Origin of the sequence: Pleurocapsa sp. PCC 7327 (genome assembly GCF_000317025.1) — a bacterium.
Taxonomy (GTDB): domain Bacteria; phylum Cyanobacteriota; class Cyanobacteriia; order Cyanobacteriales; family Microcystaceae; genus Hydrococcus.
Genome location: NC_019689.1, coordinates 736,915 through 754,814, shown reverse-complemented (window position 1 = coordinate 754,814; position 17,900 = coordinate 736,915). Strand labels below are relative to the sequence as shown.

Genomic DNA, 17,900 nt, shown 5'->3' with positions numbered 1-17,900 from the left:
GGACAAATGACTATTGACAAATGACGAAGGACGTGAAATCCCCCGCGCTAAGAAAAGGGGATGAGCTTAACTTTCCCCTTTCCCCCTTACGGTTTTAATGTTTTAAAATTGGGAGGCTGTTGCGTCAAGATTTCTTGACTTGAAGGCTTCTCCCCAGCTAACCGATTTGCCAGCTGCACCAAGTCTACTCCTGTTGCCTGGCGCAACTGTTCGGCAAACGAGGCAATTTTGGCAACATTCTTACCATCGTTACCATCGATAACCGTTACGTTTTGTACTTCGACTTCGGGTACGCTGGCTGCCATCATCTTCATCAAAACTTCTAGTTTTTGCAAAAGGTAGATTTCCTTGGCGCTTGTCCCCGCTGCTTGCCACGATTGGGCTAGGCGTTTTGCTCCTTCTGCTTGTGCTTTGCCTTCTTCGACAATTTTTGCTGCCTTTCCCTGGGCTTTAGCAATTGCCCGCTTGCATTCCGCTTCTGCTGGGGCAACGATATCTGCCTGTAGTTGCTGTTCGACTTGCTTGATTCGTTCGGTTTGTACGGCAACTTCTGCTTGCACTCGCGCGATTTCTGCCAAGACGATGGATTCTACCTCGGCAACCATGGCGACTCGCTTCGTCTGGGCATCTCGCACCCGTTTTTGGGCATCGGCTTTGGCAACTTCTAAATCTCGTTGAATGCGTCGCAAGGCAGTAACCCGCTTGTTGGCGGAATCTTTGATAATCGATTCTGCCTTGGCTTTTGCCTCCGCAATTCGCGCATCCCTTAACAGATCTGCTTGTTGTTTGCGTCCAATGGAATCGAGATAGCGCACGTCATCGGAGATTTTCTGAATTTGCAAGCTATCTAAGACCAAGCCCAATTTTTCTAAGTCATCTTCGGCTTCTTCTAGCAAGCTTTTAGCAAAGGCAATCTGATCTTCATTAGCTTGTTCGGGCGTTAAGCTGGCTAATACGCCTCGTAAATTGCCCTCTAAGGTTTCTTTGGCAAGCTGTTCGATTTCCTTGCGACTTTTTCCGAGAAGGCGTTCGATCGCATTGTGAATGGTCGGTTCTTCTCCGGCAATTTTGATGTTGGCTACACCTTCTACTGTCAGAGGAATTCCTCCTTTTGAGTAAGCATTGACCACTTTGAGGTCAATAATCATATTGGTTAAATCCATGCGGAAAGCTTGTTCTAGTAAGGGAGTACGGAAGCTACTTCCTCCTTTGACTAAGCGATAGCCAACCTCTTTACTGCTAGAAATTCTTTTTTTGGAACCCGCAAAAATGAGAACTTCGCTGGGTTGGCAGATGTAGTAAAGGTTCCGAAATACGAAGTATCCTGTCCCCGTACCAAGACCAAAAATTCCTAATAAAATTGCCAGAATATCCATAGTTTTGTGATTTATCCTTGGTCATTTGTCTTTGGTTATTTATTTACTGGTAACTGATGTCCGTTTTCATCTTTACGAGTCAGCGTTCCAACAACATCGATGCCGAGGGTTTGTTTGACGCTTTCTAGGAACTGAGCGACAATTTCTGGATAGACTTTGACGAGAGTTGATACCGATTTGCCGTTGCCATTGTCTACAACATTGATGTTATCTAAATGCAGTCGCCTGGGAATTTGAACGGCTTCTTTTAGGACAGTTTCTAATTGCTGAATTAGGAAAATTTCTGATGCATCTCTACCAGTTTCTTGCCAAACTTGCGATAGCATTTCCGTTACTAATGCAGCTGCTTTGGCATTTTCTTCAAAGATGGAAGCTTCGCCTCTAGCCCGCAATTCTTGTGCCTGTTTTTGTGCTTGGGCTGGTAAAACTTCATCGGCTTCCAGTCGCAGGCGTTCTAATTCTGCGCGTATTGCTTGTAATTTTTGTTCGACTTTGGCACGTTTTTCTTTCGCTGCGGCAGTAGTAATTTCTTCTTCAGTTTTGGCTTGTTGTTCGAGTTTTGCTTTAACTTTTCTCAGGTCGTTTTCTTGTTCTAGAATGATGATTCGATCCTGAGTTTTAGCCACTTCAGCTTTTTCTTCGCATTCGGCTTCGATTTGTTCTGCTTCACTGAGGGCATTTGATTCGGCAATTTCTGCATCGCGGATAATTTGAGCAATTCTTTCTCGACTCAGAGAATTTAAATAATCCACATCGTCAGAGACATTTTGAATTTTTAGGGTGTCGATTTCTAATCCTAGTTTGATTAAATCGCTACTCACTCCCGAAGTAATTCTTTCAGCAAATTTCAGGCGATCTTCATTGACTTGTTCTGGGGTTAAAGTGGCGACAACTCCGCGTAAATTTCCTTCTAGAGTTTCCTGGGCGACGCGAATAATTTCCGAACGATCGCGATCGAGAAATCGTTCGATCGCATTGCCAACTACATCGGGATTGCTAGATATTTTTACGTTAGCGATCGCCTGAATATTAATTGGCGTTCCTCCTTTAGAATAAGCATTGCGAATTTCAACTCTAATGGGCATAGTCGTTACGTCCATTCGCTTGACGGTTTCGATAATTGGAACCCGAATCGATCGCCCTCCTGAAAGGACGCGATACCCAACTTCTTGCCCATCTTTAGATCGTCTTTTTCTACCGCAGATAATGACAACTTCATTGGGCTTGCAAATACACAAAAATGAGTTAAGAAACCAAACAGTCCCGATAGCACCAAAAATTAATAAAGCAATGGGAATGCTAGTAAAAAATAACCCGTCAAAACTATTTCTAGGCTGATTAATTGACGAATTTTGTTCGAGCTGAGCTAGTTGCAATACTATCGTTTTTTCTTCAAAGGATGATTTCAATTCCTGGTTGAATTTCACTGGTAATACTCCTTCTTCTGTAAAGCTTTTGAGTGAGTTTTAATTTTCTGCATCGTAACCAAGTTTTAAATCCTCAGCCGGAATAACCCAAACTCGACTATCTTTCATTTCTACAATGAAAACTTTATCTCCTTTATTTAAGGTTATGGGTCGATCGGTCATGGCAATAAAATCGACGATCGAGCCTTTGATATTGACTCTAATTTTTCCTTTACTATCTCGATCGAAAGGAACTTCTACCGTGCCAAATAAACCGACAATATTGCGGGGACGGATGAGACTATCTACTTCTTGTTTTCTTCGTATGATTTTGATTAAAATAGCAATTAAAATACCACACGATATTCCAATCAAGATTGAAATAATCGCTATTGCAATCAGCTGATGGTTCATATTTTAGCGGTTAATTTTGGAAAATAAAATCGGCAATAGATAGCTTGCTTGAATACCCATACTGCAATAATATGTTTCAATCGTAATCTAGAATTTCTTAACTGCCAAATGCTTTAGCAAAAATTCAAACTATTGAGCTTGCTATAGGTGTATTGGGAGCGATCGCGTAAATTATTCAATTTCTTTACAAAAATTTATAAATAGCCAGCTATCTAAAAAAGGCTAGGGTAGGAATTTGACAATGCTAAACCCCTACCCTAGACGTTCGCAGGCATTAGGATCGAAAACGGTTATGCGATGGTTTACCTTATTGCAACCAGGATGCTAATTCCAATCAACCCAATCAGTAACAATAAACCTTTATTTCTGCGGCACCAAGTCTTAAACCGACCCCACACATCCGACGGATAGAGAGGAGACTTTAACTCAGCTTCTACTGGTTCGAATTTATCCCGATACATGGTGCAGGTTTTCGCGTAGGGACGTTGGGGAAAGATGCAAGTATCGTCTTCGTGATAGCGGCAACTATCACATAAAAAAGTCTCTCCAGTGGTTTGATAGAGAGGAATTCCGGGATGACCGTAGGCTTTTAGGACGGCAAAACAATGGGGACAGCGAACGGCTTTTGCATCGACGGACTGATGACAGCGAGGACAAGTAGTCATAGGAAAAATGATACCAATTTGAAAAATCTTGGCTACAGATGGATTTTTAAAACCTTTATGGGATCAGTCTTTCTCAATCCAAAATCCAAAATAGTATGAGATTGAATGCTCAACTAGCTGGAAACTTTCGTACCTGATATTCTCCGGTTTCTATCATCTGATATCTATCTTCGCCCATCGCTTGAGCGAATTGCCGTTCGGTTTCGTCTAAATCCTTTTGAGGAATGGCTTTCCACTCTTCGCGGGTTTGCCAGCGTGCCACAAGAACGATTTCTTCTGGTGCGCTTGGATTAATCCAAACTTCTTTGCCTAAAAAACCGGGATACTTAGCTAGCGTTGCCGTCCAAATTTCCTCGTCCTTTTGAATAAACTTTTCTCTCGACTGGGGAGAAACGCGAAATTTGAGCCACTCTATGACCATAACCGTTGAATTAACCTCTATACATTAAGGTTAATAAATTTCATCCTTCCTTTGCTGCTTTTGGAAGCAAGATGGAGATAGAGGAGAATTAGACTATTCCCTCTTCCTTGGGCAAGCTTGGCAAAGGAGGGCAAAATGCTGAACTCATTTCTCTATCCTGATAGCCTAACTTTTCTCATCGTTAAAATCTGCGTCCTCATTCTGGCGATACTGGTTTGGTTGGTCTTTACTTCTGCCCCTGTCGTTTGAGAGTGAGTGCTAACTATACCCTCGTTGCCCGATTGATGCTACCTTCTACTTCACGGGCTTTTTTGCCTCGCCACAGCAAGCGGATGGGCGTTCCAGTGAAGCCCAATTGCTGTCGAAATTGCCCTTCGATGTAGCGGCGGTAATTGTCGTTAAAGCGATCGGGATCGTTGACAAATAAAGCAATGGTAGGAGGTTTAGTGGAGACTTGAGTGCCATAGTAAATCCTTCCTTGCTTGCCTTGTCGAGTGGCAGGAGGAGAGTGCCAACTCATTGCTTCTTGAAGGACTTCATTAATTACTGCCGTACTGACGCGGCGACCGTGTTCTTCGGCAGCGGTATCTATCAAATCGAGAATTTTGTTAACCCGTTGCCCCGTCATGGCGCTGACAAAAATTTTTTCCGCCCAATCCATAAAATAGAGGCGGTCTTGAATCAGTTTTTGGTAATCATAAATGGTGTAAGAGTCTTTTTCGACTGCATCCCATTTATTGACAACAATAACAGCAGCTTTGCCATCATCGATGATGCGTCCGGCGAGTTTTAAGTCTTGATCGGTTACGCCATCGAGGACATCGATGACGAAGAGGACGACATCAGAACGGCGAATGGCTTTAAAAGCGCGATTGATCCCGAAAAATTCTGCACCGTAATCGACATTTTTTTTGCGGCGAATGCCAGCGGTGTCAATCAAGCGGTAATTTTTGCCCTTCCTCTCTATAACGGTATCGATCGCGTCGCGAGTGGTGCCAGAAATCGGGCTGACGATCGCGCGTTTTTCTCCAGTCAGGGCATTGAGTAGACTGGATTTGCCCACGTTTGGACGACCGATGATAGCGACTTTTATTTCTGGGACTTCCGGCAGTTCGCTTGTCGGGGGAAGATAGGCAATCAAGTCATCGAGTAATTCGCCCGTACCGTTGCCGTGAATGGCAGAAATGGGATAGGGTTCGCCCAATCCTAACTCCCAAAATTCGGCAGCTTGAACGAGTCCCTGTTCGACAGATTCGCATTTATTGACTGCTAAGAGGACGGGGACGGATTGTTGGCGCAACCAGTCGGCAATTTCGCGATCGCCTGTCGTGGGACCACTTTGTCCGTCTACGACGAAAATGGCTGCGGAAGCTTCTGCTAGTGCCAGCATTGCCTGTTCGCGAATCAGGGGCAAAAATTCGGTGTCTTCGTCAAAGACGATGCCGCCCGTATCGACTACCTGAAATTCTCTGTCTCGCCAGAAGGCAGGACGATAGGTGCGATCGCGCGTGATTCCCGGTTCGTCGTGTACGATTGCCTGTTGGTCGCCCGCCAGTCTATTCACCAGCGTCGATTTCCCTACATTCGGTCGTCCAATAATTGCAACAATAGGAAGAGGCATAATAATTTTTCAATTAGAAAGTTTAATAATTTATCTCTGTGGAGAGTTAAAGTTCAATCTTCTATAATAGCGGCTAGAAGATAAGACTGGCAGAATAGTTTAGTTCAAGCAATATTCTATTCTTGCCTTGCCAGCTATCTTCAACAAGCAGTAATCAAACAACCAAGTAACCTATCAGCTAGCTTGAATACTTTAAGTTAATCTTTAATTAGCGCAATCATATTTTAATAATATCTTAATTGAGTCTATCTTTTTTGAACTCAAAATTGTTGCAAGCTTCTTTTAGAGGATGTTTGAAAAGTATAGTTTTTGTCATGCCGAACGTAGGGCAGCGAAGTGAAGTATCTCAGCTTCAACGAAAAATTAGGATTCTTCGCTCCATTTCATTGCGCGACCAATGACAAAGTATACTTATCTTGGACTTTCCACACATCCTCTCAAAGACATTTAACTATTTCTTTTTGGTTCTATTTCCCAAATTCTTTCCATTTCTTGAGCTTGATAAAGACGACCTCTAACATCATCAATGCAACCAAACTCTTTTCTTATTGTCATCCTAAAAATAACCAGTTTATACTTTTCAAGTTTAGACAGTCTTCGTTTATTTAACATGTAAATAAAATCTTTTTGTAACTCTTTCCATCGATAGATTATTGGCTGGGAAGCCTCCGAGTAGACTTTTGAGCTAGGATCATTGATAAACTTTTTAAGTTCATTCTCTTGAATTTCACCGGATTTATATCTAGAAGGAATTTGCAGAAAATCTCCTGGTTGACTGACAAATCTTTGTCCCCTCATCCCTAAATCCCTTCGCCCCTTGTGGGAGAAGGGACTTCAGGCAAAAGTCTCATGTTGAAAGCCCCTCTCCCAGAGCGGGAGAGGGGTTGGGGTGAGGGCGATCTGAGTTTTGTCACTCAACTAGGAAAATCTCTGTAAACTGTTTGTATTTCTTCAACAAGATCGGTTTTGTTTTTGGGTTTGTGTTTGTTTTGAATCAAGGTAATAGAAATCGCTGTTAATGTTGTTAGAATAGCGGCAAAAACAACTTCTTTATTCGTAAATTTAAATATTAAAGCAGCTAGCGATGCGACTAAAACAATACATAAAAAAGAAAGAAAAATATCCCTAGATATCATAACCTTTGATCTTTGCTTGCCAGCTATCGTTATTTATTTTTTGAACCCTTATTTCAAATTTCATAAAATACCTTCTACTATTACGATTTCTGGATTTAGAGTTGCTTCAAGTTCAAGAATTGAGTTCCATAAAATATTGGATGGAGTGTTCGCAAGGGTGGCTAGGTAACTATACTCGATTAAGTAAGATTACTGTAGAAGAACGAAATGCGATCGCCAGTATATTAAGTAATTTTGCCTCAAAGAAATTTTTTGTAATGTTACTGAATTAAAAGAATAGATAACTGGGATAGGGGATAGAGCTAAAATTCTTCTACGAGTTAGATTCCCTATTTAATCATGAAGTTGGTTGTTTTTGATGTTGACGGCACACTGATTAATATAAACAAAATAGAAGAAGATTGTTTTATCCGTGCTTTTGCAGAAGAATTTGGCATAGTTAGGATTAATCCTAACTGGTCAGAATATACTCATGTAACGGACTCTGGAATTGCCTCTCAAATTTTGCAAGAGCGACTGGGATGTTTTCCGTCAGATAAAGAATTATCAAGAATAAAAATCCGTTTTTTTCATTTGCTTAAAGAAGCTTGCGATCGCCATTCCGGTTTATTTTTTGAAATTCCTGGCGCTTCCAAGATAATTCAAGAATTAAAAACAGATCCCAACTGGAATATTGCCATTGCCACTGGATGTTGGCGCGATCCCGCATTGCTCAAACTCAAGAAAGCTGAGGTTGGAATTTCGGGGATTCCTTTTGTTTCAAACGATGATAAATTTTCCCGTGAAGATATCATCAAGGAATCTGTTGAAAAAGCCAAGTATTTATATGGAATTAAAGATTTTAAGAAAATTGTTTTTGTTGGGGATGGAATTTGGGATGTAAAAACAGCAGGAAAGCTCGGTATTCCTTTTATTGGTATTGCTGGAGCAAATGAAGCCAAAAAATTATTTGAACAAGGAAGCGATCGCGTTTTTGAAAACTTCAATCGCATCAAAAACTTTAAAAAAGTCTTAGAAACGGCTCAAATTCCCAGAATTTAGCCCGGATTTTCGATCTTTTTGGTTAAGTCAAATTCGCGATTAACGGTAAGTATAATTACCTGTTAGCTTGATTTGTTACATTTGATACATTGACTTATAGTTCTCATCTGAAAAGCCAATCGATATTCCACACAATCCCAGCTGTCACTTTGCTCTAAGTTTTGCTATCTTTGATCTTAATAATTTGTAATCTTTTGTAAGATTAAACCTCTAACTCGGACTCGTTCCTAAAACCTATGACTTTGGATTTAGTGGTTTCTCCTATCAACGAGCTAGATGCTCAAAACACTCAAGCTCTAGCAGAAGTTTGGGATACAATTCATCTGGAGAGTTGCCCCTATCACTACAACTTCCACATGCACACCATCTGTTCTGACGGACAACTGACTCCAGAAACACTGATGGAACAAGCTTTCACCATTGGGCTGAAAGGCATGGCAATTACCGACCATCACTCGGTTGGCGGCTATCGAGTGGCTCAAAGCTGGCTGGAGCGAATCCGCTCCCAACAACCGAAATCTCACCTGCCCCATCTCTGGACGGGGATAGAAGTGACTTCTCAGTTGCTGGGAACAGAAGTCCATATCCTCGGCTATGGATTCGATCCCGATCGCTCGGTCATGCAGCCTTATCTTCAAGGCGATCGCCCTTTGGGAAGCGATGCCCATGCCGATCGCGTTATTGCTGCCATTCACGAAGCCGGAGGATTGACCATTCTAGCGCACCCCGCCCGCTATCACCGTCCCGCCCACGAACTCATTCCAGCTGCGGCTGAAATAGGAGTCGATGGCGTAGAAGCTTACTATGCTTATAATAATCCCAAGCCCTGGAGAGCTAGCCTCAAAGAAACCGAGAAGGTTAAGTACTTGAGCGAGATTTACAATTTATATACGACTTGTGGAACCGATACCCATGGGATGAGCTTGCTTCAACGTATCTGAACGGTTTTGAGTTGTGGGTTATAAATTCTGAATTTTAATCGCTTACAGGTTAATTGCGCGTTAATTTTATCCCAATGCCAGCGCAGTAAATTAGCCGATTGTCCTACAGAAATTCCTGGCATCCCGATCGCTTTTCTGGGAGATTCGGTAGCCATCGCGATCGCCGAACCCACTCCACAAATTCCCCACTTGACCAGATTTTCTACCCCAACTAGCAACGGTAAAGTCGTTCCTGCTAGCGTTCCATCTGCGAGTCTAGCCGTTCCATCTTTGACTTCTATTTGACGTTCGTCCCAAGGATAAATTCCATCTGGCAAACCGATTGGGGCTAGTGCATCACTAACCAAGAAAATTCCCTTTTCGTAGCGACTCGCCCGCAATAAGAGATCTATCATCGTCGGACAGACATGCTCGCCATCAGCGATTAAGCCGCAATAAACGTTTTTGTTGACAATTGCCTCTGCTAATAATCCCGGTTTTCGATGGTGTAAAGGCGGCATGGCATTAAAAGCATGAGTCACCATAGAAGCCCCTAGCTCAAATGTCTTTTTAGCTTCTGCTGCCGATGCGGTCGAGTGACCCAAACTAACAATAATTCCCAGAGAACGTAAATAGGGAATGACTTCTTCAGCCGGATCTAATTCTGGTGCTAGGGTAATAATTTTTACGACGCGGGCAAAGTTTCCTAAAACCCATTCAACGGTTTCTTGGGTTGGACGCAATAAATATTCGGCTGGATGAGCGCCCCGCTTTTCATAATTGAGAAAAGGACCTTCCAAATGAACGCCAAGCACCTTAGCAGTGGGTTTTGGCTCAGTTTTTTGTAGTTTAATAAAATCGTCGATAACTGAAAGCGATCGCTGTATCTTTTCCACCGATGTTGTTACGATAGTTGGTAAAAATGCATCGACTCCTTGTTGCCATAAATAATCGCAAATTTCTTGAAGCTGGGGAAGATTTGTTTCTTCTAGATCGGGAAAAGCCAAACCCAATCCGCCATTAATTTGTAAATCGACTCCACCTAGAGAAATCCAGTCTCCGCGAACATCTAAAACTTTTTTATCATGGCTTGGTAGGATAGGCTCATCTAAAGCGATTATCGCTTCAATTACTCCTCGATTATTAATATGAATTTGGTATAAACCTTGATACCCTGGCAAACGGGCGTTGATAATATCTAAACGCGCAGTAGATGGCATCGATACGTTAATGATTTGAATAGAAAATTGACTCATTATTTTACCAAGCGACGCAGCTATAATTATTGCCAAATCTAAATTGCAGTTTTTTTTTAGAAACGTTTCATAGAACGTTTTTATAACTTTTGTCTATCATCTGCTTGTTGCCTTTTCTTAACTAGCAAAATTAAATGTTAATAAATTTCGCGATCGCATCCATCAAAATATGTTCCAAACCATTGCCTCGGTAAGTAAGCTCGACAATAACGTCAAAAACTACCGCTCTGTAAACAGAATCGGTAAGGATACGAGAAAAAGCTACCCGTCGTTTGCTGTCAGAGTCGCAAAATGCCACAATAAGATCCGAATGTGGTAACATGCCCTCGATGTCGGCTCTTTTTCTACTTCGACTCCACCATTCGTCTTGATATAGGCGGTGTAAGTCGTCAATTTGCTCGTCTGTCAGATGTTCGATTGCTTGAATAGCCATATTGACCTTCCTTTATGAGTAATCCCCCATTAGTCGGCATTATCATGGGCAGCGATTCCGATCTGCCTACTATGCGAGACGCAATCGCAGTTTGCGAAGAATTTGGTATCGCTTGCGAAGTCGCGATCGTTTCTGCCCATCGTACCCCAGAAAGAATGGTTAACTATGCTCAAACTGCCCACCAACGAGGCATCAAAGTTATCATTGCCGGTGCGGGCGGTGCCGCTCATCTACCAGGAATGGTAGCATCTCTTACCCCTTTACCCGTCATTGGCGTACCCGTCTCTAGCCGACACCTACAAGGCTTGGATTCTCTCTATTCCATCGTCCAAATGCCAGCCGGAATCCCTGTTGCTACGGTTGCCATTGGTAATGCTAAAAATTCAGGTTTATTAGCAGTGCAAATTCTCGCTTCTCACAACCCAGAATTACTCGAAAAAGTTCGGCAGTACCGTCAAAATTTAGCTCAGTCAGTGTTAGAAAAGCAAGCTAAATTAGAGCAGCTAGGTTACAAGCAGTATTTGGAGCAAATGTAACAATGCAACTACTATTCGCTCGAAAATGAGCATAACAATTGAGAAACTCTACCGATCGGCAGATGGCTTATATTGCTAAAATAAGAAAATGTCGGCGATCGCGTTTTGCATGAAGGTCAATTTCTTAAAGCTAAACTGAATGAAATTACCTTCTATCCCTACAATTGTTAGCAGTAACTTGGGTTAGTAGCGATCGCATTCCTTTACTAGATTGACATAGCAACTAATTTAATATCGATCGCTACTTTTAGCTCATAAGATTTATCTCCAGCTTAGATAGAAAAAGAAGACGAAAGTTGCCATTTTGGCAAGGTCTGAGGTGAGCCAAATAAATGTGTTAATATAAAGCCTAAAAGTTTTTAGAGCAATGATTCGCTGGATTCTGAGTTTATTATTCGTGCTGTTTGTTTGCAGTTGGACGATGCCTGTCTTGGCGCAAGAAGTTCAACTCCCTAGCTATACTGAGCAACAGTTACAGAAGGGCGAAGAAATAGCCAAGAAAGCTTTTGAAGCTACGGAAAAAGGGAATTTTGCCCAAGCTGAGGCATATTGGACGCAACTGATTAGAGACTTTCCAACAAATCCCGCAGTTTGGAGCAACCGAGGAAATACCCGAGTCAGTCAGAATAAATTAGACGAAGCGATCGCCGATTTTAATAAAGCGCTCGAACTCGCACCCAATGCACCCGATCCCTATCTCAATCGCGGTGCAGCTTTAGAAGGAAAAGGACAATACGAAGCCGCGATCGCCGATTATAATAAAGTCCTAGAGATCGATCCCAACGATGCCATGGCGTATAATAACCGAGGCAATGCCAAAGGCGGATTGGGACGATGGGAAGAAGCTTTGATAGATTATCAGAAGGCGGCCAACTTAGCTGCTAACTTTGCCTTTGCTCGCGCTAATGCAGCTCTAGCTATCTATCAAGTCGGCAAAAAAGACGAAGCTCTCCGCGAAATCCGCAATTTAGTCCGCAAATATCCGATGTTTCCAGACATGCGAGCTGCTCTTACGGCAGTCCTTTGGGAGAAGGGACAGCAGGGAGAAGCAGAAAGTAACTGGGTAGCAGCGGTTGGCATGGACAATCGCTATCAAGATCTCAATTGGGTTAAAACTACACGCCGCTGGCCTCCGCAAATGGTAGCAGCATTAGATAAATTTTTGAACCTGAAGTAGAGAGACCATTCGATGCACGCGCCCCGTTCCCTAAAAATACGCTTTCGCTTTTGGTTTGGGATTCTATTGCTAGCAAATATCTTTTGTTTGGGAAACACTCAAATTATTCTGGCAGATTCTTTAGGCAATCGCTCCGGGACGATCCAACAAGCATTCATGAGCGAACAACCCAGAGAAAGCGTTCCTTCCCAAGTTATCGATGCAGTGCGCCAAGAGTTATCGAATCGAACTCGCATCGCACCTAACAAGTTCAAAGTCGTGGAAACCCGTCAACAAATTTGGTCGGATGGTTGTCTGGGATTGGCTAAACCCGATGAAATTTGTACGCAAGCACTGGTAGAAGGTTGGCGAGTTGTCTTGTCCCACGGCGATCGCAGTTGGATTTATCGGACAGATGCCCAAGGAAACGCGATTCGCTTAGAAACAGAAACAGAAAAATAACCTAAGCCACCTCCCGAACCCAGGCATAAGCAGTTTTAATGGGAGACCAAAGCAATGGGGTTTGCTCTAACCCCTTGGAAACAATTTGTTTGAGCGATCGCACTCTTGGAAACAAGGGCTATGCCGCACACACTAAAACAAAAGGCTGCACGATTAAAGTGCTAAATTTTTTACCGGGTTGACTGTTCCAGTCGCTGAGTTCGTCAAATGAGGGTTTGTGAATTAGCTTTTGACCGATCCACTGCTGAACTAACGCGACATTATCATTGGCTATCGCTACGCCAACATTAACGATGGAAAGTTCTTCGTTAACTACGATGACGGCATCGCGTTGAGCGTGAGGAATCAGATCGCTCCATTCGATCTCGGCGAGTTGTTCGGTTAACTGAGCTTTTACATCCGACACGATCGAAAAATCCTTTTCATCGACTTTGGTTTAGTATATCTTCCTATAGATAACGCGATCGCGATAAGAGGTTACAGTTCTGCGGGTGCCCAAACACCTATTTTTTCTTGTAAAAGCTGCTGCAACAAAAATTGAGCGATCGCGATTAATCCCAATCTCGCTTGGGATAATTGTGGCGTTTCTTGCTTTACTTCTCCCCAGATTCGACAGCGACGCTCAAACTCCAAAATGGCTTCGCTCAAATTAGTCGCTAGTTCGATCCAGTTTTCTGTTGCATTGCCATCCAGCGCGTCTGTAACTACGAGGATTTGACGAATCAAATTTTGTTCTGTCGGACGAACTAACTGAAACTTGCCGGAGGCGAGAAAAGGAATGGGATGGGGATGTTTCCATTGCCAAATGGGTTGACTGAAATCTAGTTCGTGCAGTTCAATTAATCCCTCCCGATGTCCTAAACGCAATCGGGAACAACAGCGAGCATAAGCGTATTGGCTAGAAAATAGATAAGGAACGATCGCTTCTTTTACCGATCTTACAAGCGTCGGATAGAAAATTTGCGGCAGTTGTTGCAACCACAAAGCTAAAGCGCGATCGCTGATGTAAAAATCGATCCAACCGGGTTCCCAAACTCGAATTATAAAATCTAACGAGACGCGATCGCTTTCTTCGGGTATAGTCAAATGCTTGACTAATTGTTCTGCAATTTCTTGAGACGAGCGAGTTTGTCCTTTTGCCAATTGCAGCGCGATCGCGCTACGATAGCCAATTTGAGATTTTAGATAATACAAAGTAAATTTCTCTGGAAAAAAATCGTCCGAGATGATTTCTGTTTGTTTTTTTTGCTCTAAAAGTGCTAGGGCAAAAAGTTTTTGCCGAAGTAATCTGCCTATCGATAAAAAACCAAAAGGAACTGCGAGTGAAAACTTCTGACAAGAAAAATGAATTTCTGATACATTTAACCTCATACAGCCTCTAAAGTACTCGATCTCTGATGTTTCCAAAGGAATTATCTAATAATTGACCTTGATAAAAATGAATAAAAATTCTAATCAAAATAATTGTCCGATTGGGAATTCTTAACTATATATAGCCAATTACGAATTAATAATTGCGAATTGCGAATTGCGAATTGGTACAAGTCATGTCTTCGTCTACTCCCTCACCAGATCCCCAAGAATTTCGACCATTTTTAACTTGGCAAGATATTATTGACTGGGCACAATCTCACTACCGCGAGAGAATTTTTAGCAAAGACGAAAGAATTCCGACTCGTCCGGGTTTGTTGTATTTAGTACGGCAAGGTGCCGTCCGCATCGTCGGATCGATGCAAGCAAGCCAGACTGAAAATCCTCCGCCTTCAGAAACCATCGAGAAAGCCTTTTTAGGGTTTGTCGGGGCGGGTCAACCGTTTGAAATTGTAGTACAGTCGCCTTTTAGCCTGCAAGCCTACGCCCATGTAGAGGAAACCGCAGTCATCTGGATGTATTGGCAAGAACTAGACAATTGGACTCACCTGCGCCGAGAGGTTTTAGAAATTTTCCGCTACCAGCACCAACGCAAACAACTTTGGTTGTGCCTGTTAGGACAAAGGCGTACCATTGACAGATTGGTAGGCTTTCTCAAACTATCGATCGAAGAATATGGAGAACCGAGCGATCGCGGTTATTGTCTGCCCTATCCATTAACCCACGCCCAAATCGGCAGCGCGATCGGGGCAACTCGCGTTACTGTCACGCGTTTGATGGGTAGGTTGCGTCGGCAAGGACTTATTTCGCTCGAAGGAGAAAATTTAATTTGTTGGCCGAACAAATCAGCTATTTGATTTTAAATGAAAGGATTTTGGTCATTGGGGATTAGGGAGTAGCCCTAGGGACGGGTTTATCTAAAAACCTGGAGATTTCCCTAAAGTTATTGTCAAAAACCCGCCCGTACAGCGGATAGAAGTTAGTGGTTAGTCTTGTTTCCCTTCTCCCCACACCTCCCACACTCCCTACACCTCCGTCTCCCCAATCCTCTAACTTGTCTTCAAAACAACTCCGCTTCCTTAAACTGCGCCATCTTTTGAGCATTAGCCGCTTCGCCACAGGTGCGAGGAGTCGGAAACACCTTGCCAGGATTTGCTAATCCTTTAGGATTAAAACAATCTCGCACGTATTGCATGGTTTCTAAATCGACTTGATTAAACATATAGGGCATATAACAGTTCTTATCCGAACCGATGCCGTGTTCTCCAGAAAGACTGCCTCCCGCTTCAACGCAGAGTCTGAGAATTTCCCCGCCTAATTTTTCGACTTGTTCCCAGGCACCGGGCACGGAATTATCGTATAGAACTAAGGGGTGAAGGTTGCCATCTCCTGCGTGGAAAACATTGGCGATGCGATAGCCATATCGTTCCCCTAACGCATTGATTTCTTTAAGTACCCTGGCTAACTGAGTGCGAGGAATTACCCCATCTTGCACGAAATAATTGGGACTGATATGCCCTGCCGCAGCAAAAGCGGCTTTGCGACCTTTCCACAATTTTAGGCGCGTTTCTGGGTCATTTGCCGAAGTAATATTTCTTGCCCCATTCTTTTGACAAATTTCGGCAACGCGCTTCTTATTGGCGGCAACTTCTACCTCTAATCCATCTAATTCTATTAACAGAATTGCCTCTGCATCTCTGGGGTAACAATTGGTTTTGGCGACGTCTTCTACGGCATTAATGCTGAGGTTGTCCATAATTTCCATTCCAGCGGGAATAATCCCCGCGCTGATGATATCCGCCACCGAACTTCCCGCCGCTTCAATACTAGTAAAGTCTGCCAAAAGAACGCAGATCGATTCGGGAGTTTTGAGAATTCGCAGGGTAATTTCTGTAGCAATGCCCAAGGTGCCCTCAGATCCGACAAATAATCCCGTTAGATCGTATCCCGGCATTTCCGAGACGAAACCGCCAACATCGATAATCGAACCGTCGGGAATAACTAATTTTAATCCCATGACGTGATTGGTAGTAACGCCATATTTGAGACAGTGAACGCCGCCAGAATTTTCTGCGACGTTGCCGCCAATGGAACAAATAATCTGACTGGACGGATCGGGGGCGTAATAGAATCCAGCCCCGCTAACAGCTTGAGTGACCCAGTTGTTAATAACTCCCGGTTGCACGACGACGCGCTGATTTTCTAGGTCAACGTCTAGGATTTGTTTCATGCGGGCGGTGACGATGAGAACGCAATCTTCGACGGGTAAAGCCCCCCCAGATAAACCCGTTCCCGCGCCTCTGGCAACCCAAGGGAGATTGTAGCGATCGCAGATTTTGACGGCGGCGGCGACTTGTTCGGTGGTGCGTGGCAGGACGACAACTGCGGGGCGTTGGCGGTATGCCGTCAATCCGTCGCATTCGTAGGTCAGCAATTCATCTTTGCGCCGCACTACTCCATCTTTACCGAGGACAGCTTCAAATTCTTGAATAATCGGTTTCCATTTACTATCTGTATCGTTAAAGATTTTTCTTAGTAGCATGGTCGATCGCGCTTTGTAGAGATTTTTCTATCATTCTAAGTCTTTCTCCCGATTCCCCTAACCAATTGTCTCTGCTGCTAGCGGGTTTTGGATTTTATTGGCGCGATCGCTGTCTTTCTAATTGGGATTCAGTATCATGTGACCGTAATAGTCTCAAGAAACGCACTGAAATGTATGACGGTTTATTAAGCGCGATCGCTCTTTTCTTTCGCTTTCAAGAATATCAAACCAATTTTCGCACTGAAATCTTGGCAGGAATTACCACCTTTTTGACGATGGCGTATATTTTGGCGGTTAATCCGACGATTCTGTCCAATGCCATCTTTCTCAAACAACCCCAAGATCTTTTTAGCGAACTCGTTATCGCTACGGCAATTTCGAGCGCGATCGCAACTTTAATGATGGGGTTAATGGCCAACTATCCTTTTGTTCTTGCGCCGGGAATGGGATTAAATGTCTTTTTTGCTTTTTCCGTCGTCAAAGGATTGGGAATTGATTGGCGAGTCGCACTTACGTCAGTCTTTATTGAAGGGGTAATTTTTATCGCGCTAACGCTTACAGATATTCGCCGCCAGCTCATCTTAGCGATTCCCAGTTGTCTTAAACAAGCAACGGCAGCAGGAATCGGTTTTTTTATTGCTTATATTGCCTTTACGGGTTCGGGAATTATCGTTTCTAGCGAAGCAACCACCACGACATTAGGCAACTTCAATAACCCCCCAACTCTGATGGCATTGGTAGGAATTTTGATTACTGCTGCGTTTGTTGCCCGTCGCGTTAAAGGTGCCTTAATCTGGGGCATTTTAGCAACCGCACTATTAGGATGGATTCTAAGAATTGCTCCTTTGCCTACAGGAATTGTTGCAATTCCGCAATTTCCTATAGATTTAATCGGTCAAGCGCTAATTGGTTTCTCACAAATTAAATTATCTACAATCTGGGATTTTATAGCAGTAACATTTGTTTTTCTATTTGTCGATATTTTTGACACAATTGGAACGCTATCTGGTGTTGGAATCCAAGCAGGTTATATTAATGCAAAAGGAGAATTGCCCCGCGCTAATCGAGCATTGATGGCAGACGCAATTGGAACTACTGTAGGCGCATTTTTGGGAACTTCTACTGTAACTACTTATGTTAGACC

19 protein-coding genes and 1 pseudogene are annotated in these 17,900 nt (G+C 43.2%); 7 read left to right on the top strand and 13 right to left on the bottom strand.

What is annotated here, in order from left to right; genetic code table 11:
• Positions 1-86 precede the first annotated feature (86 nt).
• From PLE7327_RS03330 to PLE7327_RS03295, 8 genes are all read right to left on the bottom strand, one after another.
• Positions 87-1,376, bottom strand: coding sequence for a flotillin family protein (locus PLE7327_RS03330; protein ID WP_015142447.1), 1,290 nt, complete (start codon positions 1,374-1,376; stop codon positions 87-89).
• A gap of 35 nt (positions 1,377-1,411) precedes the next feature.
• Positions 1,412-2,803: a flotillin family protein gene (locus PLE7327_RS03325; RefSeq protein WP_015142446.1), complete on the bottom strand. Its 1,392-nt coding sequence runs from the start codon at positions 2,801-2,803 to the stop codon at positions 1,412-1,414.
• 39 nt (positions 2,804-2,842) lie between these two features.
• Positions 2,843-3,157, bottom strand: coding sequence for an NfeD family protein (locus PLE7327_RS03320; protein WP_254658078.1), 315 nt, complete (start codon positions 3,155-3,157; stop codon positions 2,843-2,845).
• Positions 3,158-3,498: 341 nt separating this feature from the next.
• Positions 3,499-3,861 carry a hypothetical protein gene (locus PLE7327_RS03315; RefSeq protein WP_015142444.1) on the bottom strand — a complete coding sequence of 121 codons (363 nt, stop codon included), beginning with the start codon at positions 3,859-3,861 and terminating at the stop codon, positions 3,499-3,501.
• A gap of 109 nt (positions 3,862-3,970) precedes the next feature.
• Entirely contained in the window at positions 3,971-4,282 is a 312-nt protein-coding gene (locus PLE7327_RS03310) for a TIGR03792 family protein (protein ID WP_015142443.1), read from the bottom strand.
• A 262-nt stretch (positions 4,283-4,544) separates the two neighbouring features.
• The gene (der, locus tag PLE7327_RS03305) at positions 4,545-5,903 is read right to left on the bottom strand and encodes a ribosome biogenesis GTPase Der (protein WP_015142441.1); all 1,359 of its coding nucleotides are present in this window, start codon (positions 5,901-5,903) and stop codon (positions 4,545-4,547) included.
• A 447-nt stretch (positions 5,904-6,350) separates the two neighbouring features.
• A complete protein-coding gene (locus PLE7327_RS03300; RefSeq protein ID WP_015142440.1) occupies positions 6,351-6,701 on the bottom strand; it encodes a hypothetical protein in 351 nt (116 codons plus the stop codon).
• A gap of 116 nt (positions 6,702-6,817) precedes the next feature.
• Positions 6,818-7,039, bottom strand: coding sequence for a hypothetical protein (locus PLE7327_RS03295; RefSeq protein WP_015142439.1), 222 nt, complete (start codon positions 7,037-7,039; stop codon positions 6,818-6,820).
• A gap of 339 nt (positions 7,040-7,378) precedes the next feature.
• On the opposite strand from PLE7327_RS03295, the gene PLE7327_RS03290 reads away from it, so the two are divergent.
• Positions 7,379-8,080 (top strand): HAD family hydrolase, encoded by a 702-nt coding sequence (locus PLE7327_RS03290; RefSeq protein ID WP_015142438.1) that lies wholly within the window; start codon positions 7,379-7,381, stop codon positions 8,078-8,080.
• Between the two features lie 236 nt (positions 8,081-8,316).
• Positions 8,317-9,021 (top strand): PHP domain-containing protein, encoded by a 705-nt coding sequence (locus PLE7327_RS03285; RefSeq protein ID WP_015142437.1) that lies wholly within the window; start codon positions 8,317-8,319, stop codon positions 9,019-9,021.
• Here the strand turns inward: PLE7327_RS03285 and nagA are convergent.
• Positions 9,009-10,256 (bottom strand): N-acetylglucosamine-6-phosphate deacetylase, encoded by a 1,248-nt coding sequence (gene nagA, locus PLE7327_RS03280; RefSeq protein ID WP_015142436.1) that lies wholly within the window; start codon positions 10,254-10,256, stop codon positions 9,009-9,011. The genes PLE7327_RS03285 and nagA overlap by 13 nt on opposite strands.
• A gap of 130 nt (positions 10,257-10,386) precedes the next feature.
• Positions 10,387-10,689: a hypothetical protein gene (locus PLE7327_RS03275; protein WP_015142435.1), complete on the bottom strand. Its 303-nt coding sequence runs from the start codon at positions 10,687-10,689 to the stop codon at positions 10,387-10,389.
• A gap of 14 nt (positions 10,690-10,703) precedes the next feature.
• On the opposite strand from PLE7327_RS03275, the gene purE reads away from it, so the two are divergent.
• The 3 genes from purE (at position 10,704) to PLE7327_RS03260 (ending at position 12,843) form a co-directional block, all read left to right on the top strand.
• Complete coding sequence (gene purE, locus PLE7327_RS03270; protein WP_015142434.1) at positions 10,704-11,225, top strand: 5-(carboxyamino)imidazole ribonucleotide mutase; 522 nt, start codon at positions 10,704-10,706, stop codon at positions 11,223-11,225.
• Positions 11,226-11,646: 421 nt separating this feature from the next.
• Positions 11,647-12,402, top strand: coding sequence for a tetratricopeptide repeat protein (locus PLE7327_RS03265; protein WP_371265291.1), 756 nt, complete (start codon positions 11,647-11,649; stop codon positions 12,400-12,402).
• Positions 12,403-12,414: 12 nt separating this feature from the next.
• Entirely contained in the window at positions 12,415-12,843 is a 429-nt protein-coding gene (locus PLE7327_RS03260) for a hypothetical protein (protein WP_015142432.1), read from the top strand.
• Positions 12,844-12,961: 118 nt separating this feature from the next.
• Here the strand turns inward: PLE7327_RS03260 and PLE7327_RS03255 are convergent, their stop codons facing one another.
• Entirely contained in the window at positions 12,962-13,249 is a 288-nt protein-coding gene (locus tag PLE7327_RS03255; protein ID WP_015142431.1) for a DUF2288 domain-containing protein, read from the bottom strand.
• 71 nt (positions 13,250-13,320) lie between these two features.
• Entirely contained in the window at positions 13,321-14,214 is an 894-nt protein-coding gene (locus tag PLE7327_RS03250) for a hypothetical protein (RefSeq protein ID WP_015142430.1), read from the bottom strand.
• Positions 14,215-14,390: 176 nt separating this feature from the next.
• Between PLE7327_RS03250 and PLE7327_RS03245 the strand changes: the two genes are divergently transcribed.
• Positions 14,391-15,071, top strand: a complete 681-nt coding sequence (locus tag PLE7327_RS03245; protein ID WP_015142429.1) for a Crp/Fnr family transcriptional regulator — start codon at positions 14,391-14,393, stop codon at positions 15,069-15,071.
• 203 nt (positions 15,072-15,274) lie between these two features.
• On the opposite strand, the gene glcD is transcribed toward PLE7327_RS03245, so the two are convergent.
• On the bottom strand, positions 15,275-16,756 hold the full coding sequence (gene glcD, locus PLE7327_RS03240; protein WP_015142428.1) for a glycolate oxidase subunit GlcD: 1,482 nt from the start codon (positions 16,754-16,756) through the stop codon (positions 15,275-15,277).
• 170 nt (positions 16,757-16,926) lie between these two features.
• On the opposite strand from glcD, the pseudogene PLE7327_RS03235 reads away from it, so the two are divergent.
• Positions 16,927-17,895, top strand: a pseudogene (locus PLE7327_RS03235) (NCS2 family permease); the annotation flags it as partial.
• Positions 17,896-17,900: the final 5 nt, after the last annotated feature.

Bases quoted from the DNA above. Each gene is read 5' to 3' on its own strand.
- PLE7327_RS03275 (WP_015142435.1), bottom strand. From the start codon at position 10,689: ATGGCTATTCAAGCAATCGAACATCTGACAGACGAGCAAATTGACGAC.
- PLE7327_RS03295 (WP_015142439.1), bottom strand. From the start codon at position 7,039: ATGATATCTAGGGATATTTTTCTTTCTTTTTTATGTATTGTTTTAGTC.
- PLE7327_RS03300 (WP_015142440.1), bottom strand. From the start codon at position 6,701: ATGAGGGGACAAAGATTTGTCAGTCAACCAGGAGATTTTCTGCAAATT.
- PLE7327_RS03290 (WP_015142438.1), top strand. From the start codon at position 7,379: ATGAAGTTGGTTGTTTTTGATGTTGACGGCACACTGATTAATATAAAC.
- PLE7327_RS03285 (WP_015142437.1), top strand. From the start codon at position 8,317: ATGACTTTGGATTTAGTGGTTTCTCCTATCAACGAGCTAGATGCTCAA.
- PLE7327_RS03330 (WP_015142447.1), bottom strand. From the start codon at position 1,376: ATGGATATTCTGGCAATTTTATTAGGAATTTTTGGTCTTGGTACGGGG.
- der (WP_015142441.1), bottom strand. From the start codon at position 5,903: ATGCCTCTTCCTATTGTTGCAATTATTGGACGACCGAATGTAGGGAAA.
- PLE7327_RS03315 (WP_015142444.1), bottom strand. From the start codon at position 3,861: ATGACTACTTGTCCTCGCTGTCATCAGTCCGTCGATGCAAAAGCCGTT.
- PLE7327_RS03265 (WP_371265291.1), top strand. From the start codon at position 11,647: ATGCCTGTCTTGGCGCAAGAAGTTCAACTCCCTAGCTATACTGAGCAA.
- PLE7327_RS03245 (WP_015142429.1), top strand. From the start codon at position 14,391: ATGTCTTCGTCTACTCCCTCACCAGATCCCCAAGAATTTCGACCATTT.
- PLE7327_RS03250 (WP_015142430.1), bottom strand. From the start codon at position 14,214: ATGAGGTTAAATGTATCAGAAATTCATTTTTCTTGTCAGAAGTTTTCA.
- PLE7327_RS03260 (WP_015142432.1), top strand. From the start codon at position 12,415: ATGCACGCGCCCCGTTCCCTAAAAATACGCTTTCGCTTTTGGTTTGGG.
- purE (WP_015142434.1), top strand. From the start codon at position 10,704: ATGAGTAATCCCCCATTAGTCGGCATTATCATGGGCAGCGATTCCGAT.
- glcD (WP_015142428.1), bottom strand. From the start codon at position 16,756: ATGCTACTAAGAAAAATCTTTAACGATACAGATAGTAAATGGAAACCG.
- nagA (WP_015142436.1), bottom strand. From the start codon at position 10,256: ATGAGTCAATTTTCTATTCAAATCATTAACGTATCGATGCCATCTACT.
- PLE7327_RS03310 (WP_015142443.1), bottom strand. From the start codon at position 4,282: ATGGTCATAGAGTGGCTCAAATTTCGCGTTTCTCCCCAGTCGAGAGAA.